Genomic DNA, 18,847 nt, shown 5'->3' with positions numbered 1-18,847 from the left:
CGCCTTCGGCCGTCAAGTCGGTCACTTGCGCTCCTTCTTTCCGGCGTGCGCGACGGCGGCTTCCCGCACCCACGCGCCCTCTTCGTGGGCCCGGCGCCGGTGCGCGATCCGCGAAGCGTTGCAGGGCCCGTTGCCCTTCAGGACGTTCTTGAACTCGTCCCAGTCCACCGCGCCGAAGTCGTAGTGCCCGCGCTCGGCGTTCCAGCGCAGCTCGGGGTCCGGGAAGGTGACGCCGAGGGCTTCGGCCTGCGGCACCGACATGTCGACGAAGCGCTGCCGCAGCTCGTCGTTGGTGTGGCGCTTGACCTTCCACGCCATCGACTGCGCGGTGTTCGGCGAATCGGCGTCCGGCGGCCCGAACATCATCAGCGACGGCCACCACCAGCGGTTCACGGCCTCCTGGACCATCTCTCGCTGTTGCGAAGTCCCGCGCATCATCGTCATCAGCAGCTCGTAGCCCTGCCGCTGGTGGAAGGACTCCTCCTTGCAGATCCGGATCATCGCCCGCGCGTACGGCCCGTACGACGACCGGCACAGCGGCACCTGGTTGCAGATCGCCGCGCCGTCGACCAGCCAGCCGATCACGCCGACGTCGGCGAAGGTCAGCGTCGGGTAGTTGAAGATCGACGAGTACTTCTGGCGTCCGGTGATCAGCTTGTCGGTGAGGTCCGCCCGGTCCGCACCCAGTGTCGCCGCGGCCGAGTACAGGTAGAGCCCGTGGCCGGCTTCGTCCTGCACCTTGGCCAGCAGGATCGCCTTGCGCCGCAGCGACGGCGCCCGCGTGATCCAGTTGCCCTCCGGCTGCATCCCGATGATCTCCGAGTGCGCGTGCTGCGCGATCTGCCGGATCATCGTCTTGCGGTAGCCGTCGGGCACCCAGTCGCGCGGCTCGATCCGCTGATCACGCTCGATCGTCGCCTCGAAGTGTTCTTGGAGCTGTGTCCCATCCAAGGTCACGGCTGCTCCTTCGAAACCAGGGTCAGGACGTCGTACTTGGCGACGGACTCGCCCGCGGCGTTCGTGACGCCGGCGTCCCAGCGGACCTCGCCGTACTCCTGGTCGATCCGCGGGGTGATCTGCTTCGCGGTCAACGTGACCGTCAGCGAGTCCCCGACCTTGACCGGGGTGAGGAACCGCAGGTTCTCCAGGCCGTAGTTGGCCAGCACCGGGCCCGGCTCGGGCGAGACGAACAACCCTGCCGCAAACGAGACGACCAGGTAGCCGTGCGCGACGATCCCGCCGAACAGCGGGTTGGCCGCTGCGGCTTCTGGGTCGGTGTGCGCGTAGAAGGTGTCGCCGGTGAACTCGGCGAAGTGGTCGATGTCCTCCTGCGTGACCGTGCGCGGCCCGGCGACGACGGAGTCACCGATCTTCAGCTCGGCCAGGGACTTCCGGAACGGGTGGACGCCTTCGGCGCGCGGCGCGCCGGCGACCCAGCGGCCGGTGACGGCGCTCAAGACGGCAGGCGAACCCTGCACTGCGGTGCGCTGCATGTGGTGCAGCACGCCGCGGATGCCGCCCATCTCCTCGCCGCCGCCCGCGCGGCCCGGGCCACCGTGGACCAGCTGCGGCATCGGCGAACCGTGCCCGGTGGACTCCTTCGCGTCCTCGGCGTCGAGCACGAGCAGCCGTCCGTGGAACGGCGCCGCGCCGAGGACGACCTCGCGCACGAACTCCTTGTCCGCCGACACCACGGACCCGGCCAGGCTGCCGCCGCCGCGCGCGGCGAAGTCGACGACCTGCTCGGTCGACGTGTACGGCATGAGCGTCGAGACCGGCCCGAACGCCTCCACCTCGTGCGGCTCGGAGCGTTCGGGGTCGGCCTTGAGCAGCACCGGCGAGATGAAGGCGCCGCGCTCGGCGTCGGCGTCGACCACCGAGACGTTTTCCGGGTCGCCGAACACGACGCTCCCGGCGTCCAGCAGCGCCTTGAGCGACCGCCGGACCTCTTCGCGCTGCTCCAGGCTGGCCAGCGCGCCCATCCGGACGCCTTCCGACGCCGGGTTGCCGACCGTCACCTTCGCGAGCCGTTCGGACGCGGCCGCGGCGACCTCGTCGAGCAGCTCCGCCGGGACGAACGCGCGGCGGATCGCGGTGCACTTCTGCCCCGCCTTGACCGTCATCTCGGTGACGAGCTGCTTGACGAACAGGTCGAACTCCGTCGTCCCGCGCACCGCGTCCGGGCCGAGGATCGAGCAGTTCAGCGAGTCCGCCTCGGCGTTGAACCGCACGGAGTTCCGCACGATCGCCGGGTGCGCCCGCAGCTTCTGGGCGGTCGAAGCCGACCCGGTGAACGACACCAGGTCCTGCGCGGTGACGTGGTCGAGGAGGTCGCCGACGCTGCCCGCGACGAACTGCAGCGCACCCTCCGGCAGGATGCCCGACTCGATGATCAGCTCGGCCAGCCGCGCGGTCAGGTACGCCGTCGAGCTCGCGGGCTTGACCAGGCTCGGCACCCCGGCGAGGAACGCCGGGGCGAACTTCTCCAACGGCCCCCACACCGGGAAGTTGAACGCGTTGATCTGGACGGCGACGCCCCGCAGCGGCGTCGCGATGTGCTGCGCGACGAACGTGCCCCCGCGCGAGAGCGGCTCGACGTTGCCCTCGACATAGACCGTGTCGTTCGGCAGCTCGCGCTTGCCCTTGGAGGCGTAGCTGAACAGGACGCCGATGCCGCCGTCGATGTCGAACTTCGAGTCACCGAGGGTGGCACCCGTGCGAGCGGAGAGTGCGTACAGCTCGTCGCGGTGCTCACGCAGGTGCGAGGCCAGGGCCTTGAGCAGGGCCGCACGCTGGTGGAAGGTCAGCTCCCGCAGCGCCGGGCCGCCGACCCGGCGGCCGTACTCGAGGGCGGCCGCGAAGTCGACCCCCGCCGACGAGATCCGGGCGACCTCCTCGCCGCTGGCCGCGTCGTGCAGCGGGACACCCTCGTCCGCCGCCGTGTGCCAGCTCCCGGAGACGTAGCTGCGCAGCAGTGCCATCAGGTCCCTCTCGCCGAATTACCTACCGGACGTTCAGTTAATCGCATGGTAACCGCCGGGCCCGAAGATCGGAAGAGCCGGACGCTTGACACCGGCACCGACCACTGCCTTTACTGAGCGGCACCGCGAGGTGACCGTCCATTCGGTCAGTGGGGACGGAGCAGGAATGACCAACGCCGCGCACACCATGTTCGCCGCCGACGAGGCGTCGCGCGCGCTGGGCATCGAACTCGTCGAAGCCCGCGACGGCCGGGCGGTGGCGACCATGACGATCACCCGGGCGATGGTCAACGGCCACGACATCGCGCACGGCGGGTACGTCTTCCTCCTCGCCGACACCGCGTTCGCCTGCGCCTGCAACACCCACGGCCCGGTGACGGTCGCGGCGGGCGCGGAGATCTCCTTCGTCGCCGCCGGGCGGCTCGGCGACCACCTCGTCGCGACGGCCGCCGAGCGCACCCGCTACGGCCGCAACGGCATCTACGACGTCACCGTGCACCGGGAGACCCCCGGCGGCCCCGAGGTCGTCGCCGAATTCCGCGGCCGCAGCCGCGTCCTCTCCGCGAAACGGGACGAAGCATGATCGAGACGGACATCAGCGCCGACGAGCTGGCCGTACTGCAGCTCGAGCGTCTGCAATGGACACTCAAGCACGCTTACACGAACGTTCCCGCGTACCGGAAGAAGTTCGACGCGGCCGGCGTCCACCCCGGCGACTGCAAGGAACTCGCCGACCTGGCGAAGTTCCCGTTCACCACCAAGCAGGACCTGCGCGAGAACTACCCGTTCGGGATGTTCGCCGTGCCGCAGGACCAGGTGCGCCGCATCCATGCCTCGAGCGGGACGACCGGCAAGGCCACCGTCGTCGGCTACACCGAGCAGGACCTCGACACCTGGGCGACGGTGATGGCCCGGTCGATCCACGCCGCGGGCGGGCGGCCGGGGCACAAGGTGCACGTCGCCTACGGCTACGGCCTGTTCACCGGCGGCCTCGGCGCGCACTACGGCGCCGAGAAGCTGGGCTGCACCGTGATCCCGGCGTCCGGCGGGATGACCGCGCGGCAGGTGCAGCTGATCACCGACTTCCGGCCCGAGATCATCATGGTCACGCCGTCGTACATGCTGACGCTGCTCGACGAGTTCGAACGACAGGGCGTCGACCCGCGTTCTTCTTCCCTGAAGATCGGCATCTTCGGCGCCGAGCCGTGGACCGAGCAGATGCGCACCGAGATCGAGGAGCGCCTGGACCTCGACGCCGTCGACATCTACGGGCTGTCCGAGGTGATGGGCCCGGGCGTCGCGCAGGAGTGCGTCGAGACGAAGGACGGCCTGCACATCTGGGAGGACCACTTCTACCCCGAGGTGATCGACCCGTACTCCGAGGAGGTCCTGGGCGGCGGCGAGACCGGCGAGCTGGTGTTCACGTCGCTGACCAAGCAGGCGCTGCCGATCATCCGCTACCGCACCCGCGACCTGACCGAGCTGAACCCGGGGACCGCGCGGCCGGCGTTCCGGCGGATGGCCAAGGTCACCGGCCGCACCGACGACCTGATCATCCTGCGCGGGGTCAACGTCTTCCCGACGCAGATCGAGGAGATCGTGCTGCGGACCGCCGGGCTGAGCCCGCACTTCCAGCTCGTCCGGTCCACGCGGGGACGGCTCGACCACCTGACCGTGCGGGTGGAGGCACGTCACGACGCTTCCGGCGACGACCGGCAGCGCGCGGCCGCCGAGCTGGTCGCCGCCGTGAAGGACGGCGTCGGCGTCACGGTGTCGGCGGAGGTCGTGGACCCCGACACCCTCGAGCGGTCCATGGGGAAGATGCGGCGGATCATCGACCAGCGGGAGACGCCGTGACGACACCGCGCCGCGGGCGCCCCGGCTACGACCTCGAATCACTGCTGCAGGTGGCGGTGAAGCTGTTCAACGAGCGCGGCTACGACGGCACGAGCATGGAGGACCTCTCCCGCAAGCTCGGCATCACGAAGTCGGCGATCTACCACCACGTGCCCAGCAAAGAGGAACTGCTGCGGCTGGCGGTCGACCGGGCTCTGGACGGGCTGTTCGAGGTCGCGTCCGAGACGGCCCGGCTCGACGGGCGCGCGATCGACCGGCTGGAGCACCTGGTGCGCGGCAGCGTGCTGGTGCTCGCCGACCGCCTGCCGTTCGTGACGCTGCTGCTTCGCGTGCGCGGCAACACGAAGGTGGAGCGGGCGGCACTGGCGCGACGGCGCGAATTCGACCGCCTGGTGACGGACCTGGTGAAGCAGGCCGAAGCGGAGGGCGACGTCCGCCCCGACGTCGATCCGGCGGTGACCGCGCGGCTGGTCTTCGGCATGGTCAACTCGCTGGTCGAGTGGTACAAGCCGCGGCGCGGATCGGCGGCGGCCGAGGTCGCGGACGCGGTCTGCAAGGTGGCGTTCGAGGGCCTGCGCACCGGCTCCTGAGCGAGAAGCGGTGCTGCGGCGGCGTCCTGAATGACTCATTCAAGACCTCCCACGTCCTGAATGAGTCATTCAGGACCTCCCGGACCGCCGAGCCGCGGCGGGTCAGTCCTCCGCGGTCTGCGGCGGCCGGCCCGCCTGCCACAGCAGGGCCGAACGCAGCTGCTCGATGAGCCGTTCGTCGTCCGCTTCGGACGGGTCGACGCCCAGCGGAATCCAGCGCTCGGAGACCTTGGCCCCCTGGTCGTAGCTGGTGATCACGATGCCCGAGTAGGACAGCGACTCTTCGTCCGCGCAGTCGCCGTCGGGCAGGGGCTCGTCCGCTTCGAAACCGTCGTCGAAGCTGACGTGGCGATGCTGCAGGCGGACGCTCACCCAGCGTCCCGCCCGCCGGATCGGCGCGTCTTCTCCGGTCATCTGCTCCTGCCCCCAGTCGCGGGTCCCTGCCGTCTCGTCGCATCCGGGTGCCGGGAAGTTACCGGCCGGTTGTTCCGGTTGCGTAACGACAAAGGTTGGCGCGAAACACCGCGCGCCCGCCACCGGAGTCACTCTTTTGACATCGGGTCAACTACTTGTTGACAGCGTGCCGGTCCCCCGCGAGGCTGAGCGGATGACCAGTGGGACCCGGCCGCGGCGCCGCCGGCTCGAACCGGCCGAGCGGCGCGCGGAGATCCTCGCCGCGGCCCGGCACCTGTTCGGCGCCGGCAGCTACGCGTCGGTGTCCACTTCGGACATCGCCGAGGCGGCCGGGGTGGCGCGCCCGCTGATCAACCACTACTTCGGCGGGAAGCGCGAGCTGTACCTGGAAGTGGTGCGGCAGATGATGATCGTGCCCGCGCCGGTCACCGAAGCGCTGCCGGACACCACGATGGAGCAGCGCCTGGCGATCGGCGTCGAACGGTGGATCGAAGTCGTCGACCGCAACCGCGACGCGTGGCTGACCGTGATCGGGCCGGAGGCGGCCGGGCGCGACCCCGAGATCGAGCGGATCATGCTGGAGGCCGACGAGATCGCGGCCGACCGGGTTCTGGAAGCCGCCCTGATGACCGGCGTGACCGAGGGGCGCGAAGAGCTGCGCGCGATGATCCGGTCGTTCGGCGGGATGCTGCGGGCGGCGTCGCGCGAATGGCTGATCCGCGGCACACTGGACCGCGCGGCGCTGCGCACCTTCCTCACCGATTCGATCCTCAACCTGCTCAAGGTCACCTACCCGGCGGTGCTTGCCGAGCGGCGCGGAAGCGACGGGCGAACGCCGCCGGCGTCAGCCCGGTCCAGCGCTTGAACGCGTGGATGAAGCTCGACGCCTCGGCGTACCCGAGCCGGTAGGCGACGTCCTCGACCGACAGCGCGCCCGTGTCGAGCAGCTCTTCGGCGAGCGTGTGACGCACCTCGTCGACCAGCGCGCGGTAGCTCGTGCCGGCTTCGGTCAGGCGGCGGCGCAAGGTCCGCGTGCTGAGCGAAAGCCGGCGGGCGATCTCGTCCATCCCGGCGTCGACGCCCCCGAGCCGGACCAGGCGTTCCCTGACCTGCTGGGAGATCCCCGAACGCTGCCGCCGGCGCGCGACGAGCGCGTCGCACTGAGCGGCGCACAGGGCGACGGTCTGGTCGTTGGCCTGCGGCAGCGGCCGGGTCAGCAGCGCCGGGTCGAGCGTCGCGCGGCAGGCGTCGGCGCCGAACCGGGGCCGCAGCCCGAACGTCGTCTCGTAGGCGTCCATTGCGGACGGATCGTGCCGGAACCCCAGGTCCTCCAGCGTGATCTCGGGCAGCAGGTCGCGCATGACGGTGAAAATCGCGGCCAGGTCGCGCAGCACGAGGAAGCGGGCGACGTCGGCGGGCACGCGGCTGTCGTCGAGCTCCAGCGTCAGCCGGTCGTCCCGCAGCTCGACGTGCGGGATGCAAAAGGCGAAGCTGAGGTCGAAGTAGCGCAGGGCGAACAGCATCGCGTCGCGCAGCGTCGGGCTGCTGATGCAGGCGAAGCCGAAGATGCCGAAGGTGCTGACGCGGTAGCGGCGCCCGAGCTCCAGCGCCGTCGCGTCCGAACCGTCCAGTCCGGCCAGCGCGCGGACGACGGCCAGCTCCTGACGCGCGTCGACCTGGACGGCCGGGTCGGCGAGGAGCTCCGGCGAGAGCGTCGTCGCGGCGAGCAGCTGCCCGGCGGGGAGGCCGCGTTCGGCGGCGAACCGGGTCATCAGCTCGATGCTCGCGGTGCCGCGGGGGAAGTCCCAGTCCCCGACGGCGGGCGCGGCGAGCTCGGCCATGGCCGGAAGTATGGATCAGGTGCTTCCGCCGGGCAATCGAGGACCGGAACTGTCCTGGGTGATCGTTAGGGTGACGACGTGCAGACCTTGAGCCGAAGGGCCCTGAACCGCGCGATGCTGGAGCGCCAGCTGCTGCTGAGCCACGCGAAGATGTCCGCCTTCGACGCGGTGGAGCACCTGGCCGGGCTCCAGGCACAGGCGCCGTTCCCGCCGTACTACGCGCTGTGGGCGCGGTTGGCGTCGTTCCAGCCGTCGGATCTGGCGTCGTTGCTCGAGAACCGGCAGGTGGTGCGGATCGCGCTGATGCGCGGCACGGTCCACCTGGTGACGGCGGCGGACGCGCTGGCGTGGCGCCCGGTGGTGCAGGGACTGTACGACCGCGACCTCAAGCAGAACGCGCTGCACGCCCACGAGCTGGCCGGGCTGGACCACGACGCGATCGCCGAAGCGGCGCGGAAACTGCTTCTCCGCGGGCCGATGCCGGGTATCGCGCTGGGCGCCGAGCTGACGCAGCGCTGGCCGGACGTCCCGAAGGCATCGTTGACGCACCTCGCCCGGGCCCGGCTGCCGCTGGTGCAGACCCCGCCCCGGGCGATCTGGGGCAAAGCCGGGCAGACGACGTACGCGTGCCTGGACGAGTGGGTGGGCGCGTCGCTCTCGCCGCCTTCGCCCGCTTCGCTGATTTCGCGGTACCTACGAGCCTTCGGGCCGGCGTCGGTGGCGGACGTCCAGACGTGGGCGGGCATCACCCGGCTGGGCGAGGTGGCGGCTTCGATGGAGTTGCGCCGCTACCGCGACCCGGACGGCCGGGAGCTGCTGGACCTGCCGGAGCTGACGGTGCCCGGCGAGGACGTCCCGACCCCGCCGCGGCTGCTGGGGCCGTTCGACCAGACGATCCTGTCGTACGCGGACCGCACCCGGGTGATCTCCGACGACTACCGGAAGCGGGTGATCTCGCAGAACGGCCTGGTCAAGGGGACGCTGCTGGTGGGCGGGTACGTGCGCGGCTTCTGGGAGCTGAAGAAAGACCGCAAGGCGGCGACGGTGGAGCTGTCGCCGTTAGAGAAGCTGCCGAAGAAGGAGCTGGCGGCGCTGGAGAGCGCGGCCGGGCGGCTGGTCAGCTGGGCGGAGCCGGCTGCGGAGACCCGGGAGGTCCGGGTGCTGCCGGTGGACTGAAGCCCCGTCCCGCCCGGCTGGCCGGAAATCTCGATCGGGTGACCGATCGTCCCCTGGTGTCACACCTTCTCGGTCCGTAGCTTTTTCCGCATGAGTAGTTCGGCGAAGGGCCCCTCGGTGCTGATCGTGGGCACCGGGTTCGGCGGCATCGGGACGGCGATCGAGCTGAAGCGCGCCGGGTTCGGCGACTTCACGATCCTGGAGCGCGCCGACGGGCCCGGTGGGGTCTGGCGGGACAACACCTACCCCGGAGCCGCGTGTGACATCCCGTCGCCGCTCTACTCGTTCTCCTTCGAGCCGAACCCGCGCTGGCCGAAGCGGTTCTCGCACCAGCCCGACATCCTGGCCTACCTGCGGCGCGTCATCGCGAAGCACGGTCTCGAGCCGCACATCCGGTACGGCGCCGAGGTCACCGGGGCCGCGTTCGACGAGGGCACCGGCACCTGGCGGGTCGCCACCAAGAACGGCGAGACGTTCGAGGCCGACGTCTTCGTCCCCGCGGTCGGCCAGCTGTCCAGGCCGGTCCTGCCCGACATCCCGGGCCGTGAGCGCTTCGCGGGCGACGCCTTCCACTCGGCACAGTGGGACCACGGCGCCGAGCTGGCCGGGAAGCGCGTCGCCGTCGTCGGGACCGGGGCCAGCGCCATCCAATTCGTGCCCGAGCTGCAGAAGCGCGCGAAACACGTCACGGTCTTCCAGCGCACGCCGCCGTACATCATGGCGAAGTCCGATCCGAGCTACCGGCGGTGGCAGCACTGGCTGTTCGAGCACCTGCCGCCCACGCAGCTGCCCGGCCGCCTGCGGATCTTCCTGCTGGCCGAGTACGCGACGTACGCGATGACGCGCCACCCGCTGCTGGCCAAGGTGTTCGAGCTGCGGACCGCGCAGCTCCGGCGCCGCCACCTCAAGGATCCGGAGCTGCGGGCGAAGCTGAAGCCGGCGTATCCGCTGGGCTGCAAGCGGATCCTCTTCAGCAACGACTACCTGCCCACGCTCGCCCAGCCGAACGTCGACGTCGAGACGCGCCGGATCCGCGAAATCACCCCGAACGGCGTGCGGGTCGAGGACGGGACCGAGCTCGAGGCGGACGTCCTGGTGTACGGCACCGGCTTCGCCGCGACGGACTTCCTCGGCCGGATCGAGGTGCGCGGCCTGGGCGGCCGGTCGCTGCGGGACGCCTGGTCCGGCGGCGCGCGGGCGTACCTGGGCATCACCGTGCCCGGCTTCCCGAACCTGTTCTGCGTCTACGGGCCGAACACGAACCTCGGCGCCGGCTCCATCATCTACATGATCGAACGCCAGGCCCGCTACGTCCGGCAGGCGGTGGAGCAGCTCGCCCGGCCCGGAGTGTCCTCTTTGGACGTCCGGCCGGAGGTCGAACAGCGCTACGACGCCGAGGTGCAGGCACGGCTGGGCCACAGCGTCTGGAGCGCCTGCACGAGCTGGTACCGCCAGGCCGACGGCCGCGTGACGACCAACTGGCCGGGCCTGGTCACCGAGTACGACCGCCGGACCCGGCGGCTCGACGTCGCGGACTACCGGGTGGCGTGAGGCCCTCCCGGCCGCGCTTCCGGGAGGGCCTCTTCAGCACACGGTCAGGGCAGGCCGGCGAGCCCGGCCGAGACCGCGTTGGCGAACGCGTACCCCTGCGACGCGTCCCAGTTGATCGACCACGTCATCGCGCCGCGGATCGACGGGTACGTCGCCGACGGCTTGAAGCTGCCGCACGACGTTCCGCGGGCCAGGCAGTTCAGCGCCGACACCGTGTTCGACGGCGCCTGATAGCCGCCGCCGGCCGCCTGGGACGAGGCCGGCAGGCCGAGGCCCACCTGGTCCGCCCGCAGGCCGCCCTGCAGCTGGATGCAGGCCAGCGCCGTCAGGAAGTCGACCGTGCCCTGCGAGTAGACGTTGCCGTTGCAGCCGTTCATCGAACCGGAGTTGTAGTACTGCATGTTGACGATCGTCAGGATGTCCTTGATGTTCAGCGCGAGCTGGAAGTAGCCGCCGGCCGTGGATTGCATGTCGATCGTCTGCGGCGCCATCGTGATCACCTTGCCGCCGCCGTTGTAGATGCTCCGCAGCGCCTGGCCCATGTACGTGGCGTTGATGCCGTTCTCCAGGTCGATGTCGACGCCGTCGAAGCCGTAGTTCGCGATCAGCGACTTCACGCTGGTGGCGAAGTTGGTGGCCGACGAAGAGTCCGTGACGCTGATCGTGCCGTTCTGGCCGCCGACCGAGATGATCACCTTCTGGCCGCGCGCCTGGACCGTCCTGACGTCGGCCTTGAACTGCGCGTCGGTGTAGCCGCCGAGCTGCGAAGACAGGCCCGAGTCGAGCGTGAAGCTCACTGCGCCGGGCGTACCGGTGGCGTCCGCGAACGACACCGCGATGACGTTGTACTTCGTGGGCACGTCCGCCAGCTTCAGCGCCTTGGCGCCGTTGTAGAAGTTCTGCCAGTAGCCGGTCAGGACGTGTTTCGGCAGGTCACCCTGGGTCGGCGGCGGCGTGGTCGTCGTCGGCGGGGTCGTGGTGGTCGTCGGCGGGGTGGTGGGCGTGGTCGGCGTCGTCGAGGGCGGGGTGCCCGGGCCGTCGAGGCTGACGTCGTCGGCGTAGTACGCCGGCTGGGCGTACCAGCCGTGCAGGTACACCGTCAGCGACGTGCTCGAGCCGGTGGTGAAGCTCAGCGACAGCTGCTGGTAGCCGCTGGTGCCGGGCGTCCACGTGCTGGTCGTCGCCGAGCCGGAAACGCCCAGGTAGACGTAGCTGCCCTGGACCCAGGCCGACAGCTGGTACGCCGTGTTCGGCGAGACGGTGAGCGTCTGCGAGCACTGCGCGTTGTCCGACGACGTCGGCGCCACGTTCAGGGCGCGGCTCCCGCTGTGCACGGGGCTGCTCACCACGGACGGCGTGGCGGTGCACGTCCAGCCCGTGGTGCCGGCCTCGAAGCCGGGGTTGGCCAGGATGTTCGCCGCCGAAGCGCTGCCGGCGAGCACGAAGGTCACACCGAGACAGAGTGCAACCACGGATAGTAACGACAACAGGGCGAAGCGAGCCTTGGGGACCATGGGACCTCCACAAACCAGTGAGGCAGGTCACCACAAAATGGACTAGACCAATCTGATTGTCAAGGAGCCCCATCCGAAAGTCGGGGCGGCGGAAACGGCAGAATGGGACGATCGGATCCAGGCCAATCGGGAGCGTGTTGCAGTGAGCGTGTCGGTCGAGCAGAAGATCGCCGAAGAACTGGGCGTGCGCGAAGGACAGGTCAAGGCCGCCGTCGACCTGCTCGACGGCGGGTCGACCGTGCCGTTCATCGCGCGCTACCGCAAGGAAGTCACCGGCATGCTCGACGACGCGCAGCTGCGCACGCTCGAGGAACGGCTGCGCTACCTGCGGGAACTCGAGGAGCGACGGCTCGCCGTGCTCGAGTCGATCCGGAGCCAGGGCAAGCTCGACGACGCCCTCGAGGCCCAGATCCTGGCCGCCGACACGAAGTCGCGGCTCGAGGACATCTACCTCCCGTACAAGCCGAAGCGGCGCACGAAGGCCATGATCGCGCGCGAAGCGGGTCTCGAGCCGCTGGCCGACGGCCTGCTCAACGACCCGGCGACCGATCCGCACGCCGCCGCGGCGGTGTTCGTCGACGCCGACAAGGGCGTCGCGGACGCACAGGCCGCCCTCGACGGCGCCCGCGCGATCCTCGTCGAGCGCTTCGCCGAGGACGCCGACCTCATCGGCGAGCTGCGGGAGAAGATGTGGGGCCAGGGGCACCTGGTGGCCAAGGTCCGCTCCGGCAAGGAGGAGGAAGGCGCCAAGTTCTCGGACTACTTCGACTTCTCCGAGCCCTACACCAAGCTCCCCTCGCACCGCATCCTCGCGATGCTTCGCGGCGAGAAGGAGGAGGTCCTCGACCTCACGATGGCGCCCGAGGAGCCCACCGACGAACCCCAGGTCGGGCCGACCGAGTACGAGCACCGCATCGCCGCGAAGTTCGGCATCGCGCAGCAGGGGCGCCCGGGCGACAAGTGGCTCGGCGACACCGTGCGCTGGGCGTGGCGCACCAAGATCCTCCTGCACCTGGGCATCGACCTGCGCATGCGGCTGCGCCAGGCGGCCGAGGACGACGCCGTGCGCGTGTTCGCGTCCAACCTCCGCGACCTGCTGCTCGCCGCGCCGGCCGGCACCCGCGCCACGATGGGCCTCGACCCGGGCTTCCGCACCGGCGTCAAGGTGGCGGTCGTGGACGCGACCGGCAAGGTCGTCGACACCCACGTCATCTACCCGCACCAGCCGGCGAACAAGTGGGACCAGTCGATCGCCGAGCTCGCGGCGCTGTGCGCGCGGCACAAGGTCGAGCTGATCTCGATCGGCAACGGGACGGCGTCGCGCGAGACCGACAAGCTCGCGATCGAGCTGATCAAGAAGCACCCTTCGCTGAACCTGACGAAGGCCGTCGTGTCCGAGGCGGGCGCTTCGGTGTACTCGGCGTCGGCGTTCGCTTCGCAGGAGCTGCCGAGCATGGACGTCTCGCTGCGCGGCGCGGTTTCGATCGCTCGGCGGCTGCAGGACCCGCTGGCCGAGCTGGTGAAGATCGACCCGAAGTCGATCGGCGTCGGGCAGTACCAGCACGACCTGTCCGAGGTCTCGCTGTCGCGCTCGCTCGACGCGGTGGTCGAAGACTGCGTGAACGCGGTCGGCGTGGACGTCAACACCGCGTCCGCGCCGCTGCTGACCCGCGTTTCGGGCATCACGACGGGGCTGGCGGAGAACATCGTGACGCACCGCGACACGAACGGGCCGTTCCGGTCTCGGACCGCGCTGAAGGAGGTCGCGCGGCTCGGCCCGAAGGCGTTCGAGCAGTGCGCGGGCTTCCTGCGCATCCCGGACGGCGACGACCCGCTCGACTCGTCGGCGGTGCACCCGGAGGCGTACCCGGTGGTGCGGCGGATCCTGTCGACGACCGGGACCGACCTGCGCGCGTTGATCGGCAACACGCGGACGCTGTCGTCTCTTCGCCCCGGTGATTTCGTCGACGACACGTTCGGCCTCCCGACGGTGACGGACATCCTGGCGGAGCTGGACAAGCCGGGCCGCGACCCCCGCCCGGCGTTCAAGACGGCGACGTTCGCGGAGGGCGTGGAAAAGATCTCGGACCTCAAGCCGGGCATGCGGCTGGAGGGCGTGGTGACGAACGTGGCGGCGTTCGGCGCGTTCATCGACGTCGGCGTGCACCAGGACGGCCTGGCGCACGTTTCGGCGCTGTCGAAGAACTTTGTGAAGGACCCGCGCGAGGTCGTGAAGCCCGGGGACATCGTGAAGGTGAAGGTCCTCGACGTCGACGTGCCGCGGAAGCGGATTTCGCTGACGCTGCGCCTGGACGACGAGCCGGGAGCCGCGTCTTCGCGCGGCGGCGAGCGGCGTGACCGCGGCCAGGGCGGCGGTCAGGGTGGCGGCCAGGGTGGCGGCCAGCGCCGTGGTGGCGGTAGTGGCGGCGGTGACCGGCGCGGCGGTAGCGGTGGCGGCGGCAAGGACCGCGGCGGCAACGCCAGCGGGTCGATGGCCGAGGCGCTTCGCCGGGCCGGCTTCGGCAAGTAGGTTGTCCACAGGCCGGCGGAGATGTGGACAACTCCGCCGGCCGGCGGCTTTTCGGCCGGGTTCGTCAGTGGGGGCCGATAGACTGGACTTGGGCACGCCCCCCAGGGCGGGTGGGGGCCGCCAGGTGAGACGGGCGGGGCCCGGCAAAGTTGCGCCCGGTTCGCCCTCTGCGGTCAGCGCAGCGCGAAGAGACCGGCCGCGAACAACGCCACCGGCACCACCGCCGCGGCCGCGCTGATCAGCCCGTGGCCGCCGCGCCAGCCCACCGGGGACGCGTCGAGCACCATGCGGCGCAGCAACGCCGCCTCCAGCACCGCCGTCAGCAGGAACCCGAAGCCCACGCTGAAGATCGCCGCCGCGCCGACGAAGAACAGGCCCGAGGTCGACGCCGCGCCCAGTGGTGCCGCGATCTCCCAGCGCACCAGTCCCGCGGATGCCGCGAGCAGCGCCAGCAGCAGCACGAACGCGACCAGGAAGCCGATCCGCGCCGTCGTCTGGTGCTGGGCTCGCGTGAACAGCCAGAATCCCGCGTCGAGCGCCGCCACGATCACCGCGAGCACCAGGAACCCCGCACGGAACGTCAGCATCCGCTCACCCTAGCGAGGCGGGACCTGGCTCATGATCGCCGTCGGGTGGCCGTCCGGGTCGGTGAAGAACGCCATCCACTCCTCCGCCCCCGACTCGTGCCGGAAGATCAGGTGCGGCGCGCCCAGGAACTCCACACCCCGCGAACGCAACTCGTCGTAGACGGCGTCGATGTCCGGAACGCGGAAGTACAGCACCGACTCCGCACCCTTCGGCTCGCCGGCGGTCAGGAACAGCCGGATGCCGTCGCAGTCGAAGAACGCCAGGTCGCCGAATGTGTATAAATGCGAGAGACCGAGCACGTCGCCGTAGAAGACCTTCGCCCGGCCGAGATCCGCGACCGTCCGCGAAACCTGCCCGATCGGTCCCAGCACCGCTGCCTCCTCACGCGTCCGGCCGGCGAGCGCGCTGTCCGCCGGGGCGCCGCGCCAGGCGCGCAGCTCGGCCCGCCCGGTGAGGCCGAGCTTGCGGACGGCGTTGCCGACGTGGAACTTGACGGCGTCCTGGCTGGTGCCGCGCCGCCGCGCGATCTCGCGGTTGGTCAGGCCGTGGCGGACCGCGTCGACCACCCGCCACTCGGCGGGGGTCAGCCGGTCCGGGTGCCGTGGCCTGCCGCGCTCGCCCACGCGCCGACGATAGCCGCGGAACCGCCGAATTACCCTCCCCCGGCGAACCGCACCTCGACACTGCCCAGCGCGCCGAAGTCCGCCACCACGTGGCCGCCCGCACGGATCGGGCACGGCGGGGTCGCCGTCCCCGTCGTCACGACATCGCCCGGGCGCAACGAGCGGCCGTGGCGGGACAGCTCCATCGCCAGCCAGTGCAGGGCCAGACGCGGGTCGCCCAGCACCAGGCTTCCGCTGCCCCGGGCGAACTCCGCGCCGTCGGCGTGCAGGACCACCGGCTGCCGGGGCAGGTCGTGGTCGCGCCAGCCCGGGACCGCCCGGCCCTCGAGGAACCGGCCCGCGCAGGCGACGTCGGCCAGCAGCTGCGGGCCTCCCACGTGCTGGTGGTCGGTGTAGCGGCTGTCCGGCATTTCCAGGGCCAGGAACATCGTGTCGACCGCGTCGAGCATCGCCGTCAGCGACGGCGACGGCCCCGGATCGGCCTTGAGCCGGAACGCGAACTCGGGTTCGGCCACGCCCATGGTCATCGTGTCCGCCGGCACCGGCGCGCCCTCGACGTGGTGGAACCGCTCGAACAGCGCGCCCGCCAGCGGGCCGGGGACGTCGAGGTACTGCCGGGCGTACACGGTGGTTGCCGCGATCTTCCAGCCGGACACCGGCCCGGCCAGCTCGGCGAGCGCCGCCTGCGCGGCCATGCCCTCGGCGAGGTCGTGCGGGCGGGCGTCGGGCGGAAGACCGTCGAGACGTTTCCCGGTCTGCCACGCGTCCCAGATCAGCTCCGCCGCCCGCTCCCGGTTCACACCCGTGATCTTGCCAACCGGAACACCGGGTGTCGATCGGCTTCCACGGCGAAGGCCTCGGCCGGGTCGGTCAGCTTCGCGTCGAAGAACGGCGCCGTCACCGGGATCTTGCGGACGTACGCGCGCAGCACCGGGCCGGCCGTCGCGGCGTCGGCCTCCTCGACCTCCCACGTCTCGCGCCGGCGGCCGCGCCACAACCGGGCGGTGGCGTCGACGCGGAGGTTGTGCACCCAGCCGACCTGCCCGTACGGCGACACGAGCCAGCGGTCGCCACCGACTTCGACGACGTTGACCGGAGTGGTGCGGTCGGCGCCGGAGCGCCGCCCGCGCGTGGTCAGCAGCCACCCGGTGCTCCCCGCGATCGGGATGCCGCGTTCCAGGAACGCCGTCACCAGGACGTTCGCGGCTTTCCGCATGATCCCCAGCCGGTACTTCCTCGCCATCACGGGTGCATAGCGTAGACCCCGGAAAGCGCGCGGACGCGCGCCCAGACGTTCTCGAAGCGCTCCGCGTCCACCACCGGCTTGCGCAGCGCGGCCAGGGCGATCGCCTGCTGGGCCTCGGTCGAGCTCGCCTTGCCGTTGAGGTCCACCGCCGCGACGCTGAAGTCCTGCACCAGCACCGCGAAGATCTGGTCGACGACCTCGTCGTCCAGGCCGGTGATGCGGGCCTGCTCCAGGATCAGCTGGCCGTACACGATCAGGGTGAACAGTTCGGTGAGCGCGAGCCCGAAGTCGAGGTCGGCCTGCTGCGCCTCGTCCGGCGCCGCTTCGGTGAGCAGCTTGACCAGCGAGCCGGCCTGCTCGGTGAACAGCGCGACGTTCGGGATGTGCGCCGCTTCGGCGTAGGCGGTCTTCCAGTCGTGGAAGCGGACCTTCGACAGGCCGCGCGCCGGGCCCTGGCGGAAGAGGAACTCGTCGTCCGCGGCGTCGGTGCGGGTGCCGACCGGGGCGTACTCCTGCGGCGCGAACAGGTAGTTCGGCATGAACTTCGCGATCAGCGCGAGGTTGACGGCCACCGTGCCTTCGAGCTTCGGCAGGCCGTCGATGTCGTTCTTGGACATCGCCAGGTAGGTGTCGGCCTCGAAGCCCTTGGCGGCCACGACGTCGGCGACCAGGCCGATCACCTTCTGCGCCTCGGTGGTCACCTTCATCTTGGTGATCGGGTTGAACAGCAGGTAGCGCCGGTCGTCCGGGCCGGCGCTGCGGAAGTAGTCGACGGCGCGGTCGGAGAACAGCTTCATCGCGGTCAGCCGCGCGTAGGCCTCGACGAACTCGCGGCGGACGTGCGGGAAGTTCGTCACGGGCTTGCCGTACAGCACGCGGTTGTGCGCGTGCGTGATGGCCTCGTACAGCGAGTGCGTCGCCATGCCGATGCCGCCGAAGCAGAGGTTGAACTTGCCGATGTTGACGGTGTTCAGCGCGGCGCTGAAGGCTTCGGCGCCGACGTGGAGGATGTCGTCGGCGTGCACCGGGTAGTCCTCGAGCCGGAACTCGGCGACGTACATCTGGGACGGCACGACGTTCTTGACCACGTGGTAGTCCGGGTGCTCGGAGTCGGCGTAGAAGAAGACGTACTGGTCGGGGCCCGCGACGCCGTCGATGCGGCCGAACACCGAGACCGTGCGCGCACAGTTGCCGTTGCCGATGTAGTACTTGGAGCCGGTGGCGCGGTAGCCGTCGCCGTCCTTCGTGAGCACCATGCCGGAGGAGTAGATGTCGGCGCCGTGGTCCTTTTCGGACAGTCCGAACGCGCCGACGCCGCCGGCGTCCAGGGCGTCGGCCGCGCGCTTGCGGGCGACGTCGTTGCCGCTCTGCCACACCGGGCCGAGGCCCAGGATCGTGACCTGCCACGGGTACCAGTAGTTCAGCCCGTAGAACCCGAGGATTTCCGACAGCGCCGCGACGCGGCCGGTGTCCCAGCGCTTGTCCGGGTTGCCCCCGGCGTTCGCGGCCGGCGTCAGGAAGGTCGAGAACAGGCCTTCCTTGCCGGCGAACTCGATGAAGTCCGCGTAGAAGGTGCGGTTGTGGTAGTCCTCGGTGAGCTTCGCCTTGCCACGCTGTTCGAACCAGTCGATGGTGGCCCGGAGCAGCCGGCGCGTCTCCGCGTCGAAGTGGGCCGGGTCGTACTCGTGCGGGTTCAGCAGCATGGAACTCCTCCTTGATTACCGACCGGTAACTTAGCAAGGCGGTCCGAGTGCGGGCAATCTCACTGGGGGTACGTCACTCCTTCCCGCTATACTGATCATGCGGGCCGCTCAGTTCTGCCTCGGCCCGCTGTTGTTGTCGACTACCACGCGCCGCGGCCGTACGTAGGTCTGCGCCGGGCAGGACAACCCTTCTCAGGTTATGGAGACCAGGGCGTTCAGCGCGCCCACAAGCA

The 18,847-nt window shown here is 70.5% G+C and carries 17 protein-coding genes; 7 read left to right on the top strand and 10 right to left on the bottom strand.

Features of this window, described 5'->3' with window-relative positions:
- Positions 1 to 21: 21 nt before the first annotated feature.
- Positions 22 to 957 carry a 1,2-phenylacetyl-CoA epoxidase subunit PaaA gene (gene paaA / locus A3CE_RS0131435; protein WP_020644077.1) on the bottom strand — a complete coding sequence of 312 codons (936 nt, stop codon included), beginning with the start codon at positions 955 to 957 and terminating at the stop codon, positions 22 to 24.
- A complete protein-coding gene (paaZ, locus tag A3CE_RS0131430; RefSeq protein ID WP_020644076.1) occupies positions 954 to 2,981 on the bottom strand; it encodes a phenylacetic acid degradation bifunctional protein PaaZ in 2,028 nt (675 codons plus the stop codon). Before paaZ ends, paaA begins: the two co-directional genes overlap by 4 nt.
- A gap of 166 nt (positions 2,982 to 3,147) precedes the next feature.
- Between paaZ and paaI the strand changes: the two genes are divergently transcribed.
- The 3 genes from paaI to A3CE_RS0131415 are packed head-to-tail and all read left to right on the top strand — an operon-like array spanning position 3,148 to position 5,428.
- A complete protein-coding gene (gene paaI / locus A3CE_RS0131425; RefSeq protein WP_020644075.1) occupies positions 3,148 to 3,564 on the top strand; it encodes a hydroxyphenylacetyl-CoA thioesterase PaaI in 417 nt (138 codons plus the stop codon).
- Complete coding sequence (paaK, locus tag A3CE_RS0131420) at positions 3,561 to 4,838, top strand: phenylacetate--CoA ligase PaaK (RefSeq protein WP_020644074.1); 1,278 nt, start codon at positions 3,561 to 3,563, stop codon at positions 4,836 to 4,838. The genes paaI and paaK overlap by 4 nt, the downstream gene beginning before the upstream one ends.
- Positions 4,835 to 5,428 (top strand): TetR/AcrR family transcriptional regulator, encoded by a 594-nt coding sequence (locus A3CE_RS0131415; protein ID WP_020644073.1) that lies wholly within the window; start codon positions 4,835 to 4,837, stop codon positions 5,426 to 5,428. The genes paaK and A3CE_RS0131415 overlap by 4 nt, the downstream gene beginning before the upstream one ends.
- Positions 5,429 to 5,530: 102 nt before the next feature.
- Here A3CE_RS0131415 and A3CE_RS0131410 read toward each other — a convergent pair whose 3' ends face one another.
- The gene (locus A3CE_RS0131410) at positions 5,531 to 5,842 is read right to left on the bottom strand and encodes a hypothetical protein (RefSeq protein WP_020644072.1); all 312 of its coding nucleotides are present in this window, start codon (positions 5,840 to 5,842) and stop codon (positions 5,531 to 5,533) included.
- A 193-nt stretch (positions 5,843 to 6,035) separates the two neighbouring features.
- Here A3CE_RS0131410 and A3CE_RS0131405 point away from each other — a divergent pair, with 193 nt between their 5' ends.
- Positions 6,036 to 6,707, top strand: coding sequence for a TetR/AcrR family transcriptional regulator (locus A3CE_RS0131405; protein ID WP_020644071.1), 672 nt, complete (start codon positions 6,036 to 6,038; stop codon positions 6,705 to 6,707).
- On the opposite strand, the gene A3CE_RS0131400 is transcribed toward A3CE_RS0131405, so the two are convergent.
- On the bottom strand, positions 6,628 to 7,683 hold the full coding sequence (locus tag A3CE_RS0131400) for an AraC family transcriptional regulator (protein WP_020644070.1): 1,056 nt from the start codon (positions 7,681 to 7,683) through the stop codon (positions 6,628 to 6,630). The two genes, A3CE_RS0131405 and A3CE_RS0131400, sit on opposite strands and share 80 nt — an antisense overlap.
- Before the next feature lie 78 nt (positions 7,684 to 7,761).
- Between A3CE_RS0131400 and A3CE_RS0131395 the strand changes: the two genes are divergently transcribed.
- Together A3CE_RS0131395 and A3CE_RS0131390 are read left to right on the top strand one after the other, a co-directional pair.
- Positions 7,762 to 8,859, top strand: coding sequence for a winged helix DNA-binding domain-containing protein (locus A3CE_RS0131395; RefSeq protein ID WP_026469061.1), 1,098 nt, complete (start codon positions 7,762 to 7,764; stop codon positions 8,857 to 8,859).
- 90 nt (positions 8,860 to 8,949) lie between these two features.
- A complete protein-coding gene (locus A3CE_RS0131390) occupies positions 8,950 to 10,410 on the top strand; it encodes a flavin-containing monooxygenase (protein ID WP_043791174.1) in 1,461 nt (486 codons plus the stop codon).
- Positions 10,411 to 10,454: 44 nt separating this feature from the next.
- Here the strand turns inward: A3CE_RS0131390 and A3CE_RS0131385 are convergent, their stop codons facing one another.
- A complete protein-coding gene (locus A3CE_RS0131385) occupies positions 10,455 to 11,924 on the bottom strand; it encodes a chitinase (RefSeq protein WP_026469060.1) in 1,470 nt (489 codons plus the stop codon).
- Positions 11,925 to 12,066: 142 nt separating this feature from the next.
- On the opposite strand from A3CE_RS0131385, the gene A3CE_RS0131380 reads away from it, so the two are divergent.
- A complete protein-coding gene (locus tag A3CE_RS0131380) occupies positions 12,067 to 14,454 on the top strand; it encodes a Tex family protein (protein WP_020644066.1) in 2,388 nt (795 codons plus the stop codon).
- A gap of 173 nt (positions 14,455 to 14,627) precedes the next feature.
- Here A3CE_RS0131380 and A3CE_RS0131375 read toward each other — a convergent pair whose 3' ends face one another.
- From A3CE_RS0131375 to A3CE_RS0131355, 5 genes are read right to left on the bottom strand one after another with little or no spacing between them, the layout of a single operon-like run.
- Positions 14,628 to 15,041: a hypothetical protein gene (locus A3CE_RS0131375; protein ID WP_020644065.1), complete on the bottom strand. Its 414-nt coding sequence runs from the start codon at positions 15,039 to 15,041 to the stop codon at positions 14,628 to 14,630.
- A 9-nt stretch (positions 15,042 to 15,050) separates the two neighbouring features.
- The gene (locus A3CE_RS55495) at positions 15,051 to 15,665 is read right to left on the bottom strand and encodes a VOC family protein (protein WP_020644064.1); all 615 of its coding nucleotides are present in this window, start codon (positions 15,663 to 15,665) and stop codon (positions 15,051 to 15,053) included.
- Between the two features lie 29 nt (positions 15,666 to 15,694).
- Complete coding sequence (locus tag A3CE_RS0131365; protein ID WP_020644063.1) at positions 15,695 to 16,465, bottom strand: 2-keto-4-pentenoate hydratase; 771 nt, start codon at positions 16,463 to 16,465, stop codon at positions 15,695 to 15,697.
- Positions 16,462 to 16,908 carry a nitroreductase family deazaflavin-dependent oxidoreductase gene (locus A3CE_RS0131360; RefSeq protein ID WP_043791171.1) on the bottom strand — a complete coding sequence of 149 codons (447 nt, stop codon included), beginning with the start codon at positions 16,906 to 16,908 and terminating at the stop codon, positions 16,462 to 16,464. The genes A3CE_RS0131365 and A3CE_RS0131360 overlap by 4 nt, the downstream gene beginning before the upstream one ends.
- The gene (locus tag A3CE_RS0131355; RefSeq protein ID WP_020644061.1) at positions 16,908 to 18,614 is read right to left on the bottom strand and encodes an acyl-CoA dehydrogenase family protein; all 1,707 of its coding nucleotides are present in this window, start codon (positions 18,612 to 18,614) and stop codon (positions 16,908 to 16,910) included. Before A3CE_RS0131355 ends, A3CE_RS0131360 begins: the two co-directional genes overlap by 1 nt.
- Positions 18,615 to 18,847: the final 233 nt, after the last annotated feature.

Source organism: Amycolatopsis balhimycina FH 1894, from assembly GCF_000384295.1.
Classification (GTDB): domain Bacteria; phylum Actinomycetota; class Actinomycetes; order Mycobacteriales; family Pseudonocardiaceae; genus Amycolatopsis; species Amycolatopsis balhimycina.
The sequence above is the reverse complement of the archived record's forward strand: the minus strand, read 5'-3'. Positions and strand labels throughout refer to the sequence as shown.

Bases quoted from the DNA above. Each gene is read 5' to 3' on its own strand.
- A3CE_RS0131405 (WP_020644071.1), top strand. From the start codon at position 6,036: ATGACCAGTGGGACCCGGCCGCGGCGCCGCCGGCTCGAACCGGCCGAG.
- paaZ (WP_020644076.1), bottom strand. From the start codon at position 2,981: ATGGCACTGCTGCGCAGCTACGTCTCCGGGAGCTGGCACACGGCGGCG.
- A3CE_RS0131355 (WP_020644061.1), bottom strand. From the start codon at position 18,614: ATGCTGCTGAACCCGCACGAGTACGACCCGGCCCACTTCGACGCGGAG.
- paaI (WP_020644075.1), top strand. From the start codon at position 3,148: ATGACCAACGCCGCGCACACCATGTTCGCCGCCGACGAGGCGTCGCGC.
- A3CE_RS0131360 (WP_043791171.1), bottom strand. From the start codon at position 16,908: ATGGCGAGGAAGTACCGGCTGGGGATCATGCGGAAAGCCGCGAACGTC.
- A3CE_RS0131400 (WP_020644070.1), bottom strand. From the start codon at position 7,683: ATGGCCGAGCTCGCCGCGCCCGCCGTCGGGGACTGGGACTTCCCCCGC.
- paaK (WP_020644074.1), top strand. From the start codon at position 3,561: ATGATCGAGACGGACATCAGCGCCGACGAGCTGGCCGTACTGCAGCTC.
- A3CE_RS0131385 (WP_026469060.1), bottom strand. From the start codon at position 11,924: ATGGTCCCCAAGGCTCGCTTCGCCCTGTTGTCGTTACTATCCGTGGTT.
- A3CE_RS0131375 (WP_020644065.1), bottom strand. From the start codon at position 15,041: ATGCTGACGTTCCGTGCGGGGTTCCTGGTGCTCGCGGTGATCGTGGCG.
- A3CE_RS0131390 (WP_043791174.1), top strand. From the start codon at position 8,950: ATGAGTAGTTCGGCGAAGGGCCCCTCGGTGCTGATCGTGGGCACCGGG.
- A3CE_RS0131410 (WP_020644072.1), bottom strand. From the start codon at position 5,842: ATGACCGGAGAAGACGCGCCGATCCGGCGGGCGGGACGCTGGGTGAGC.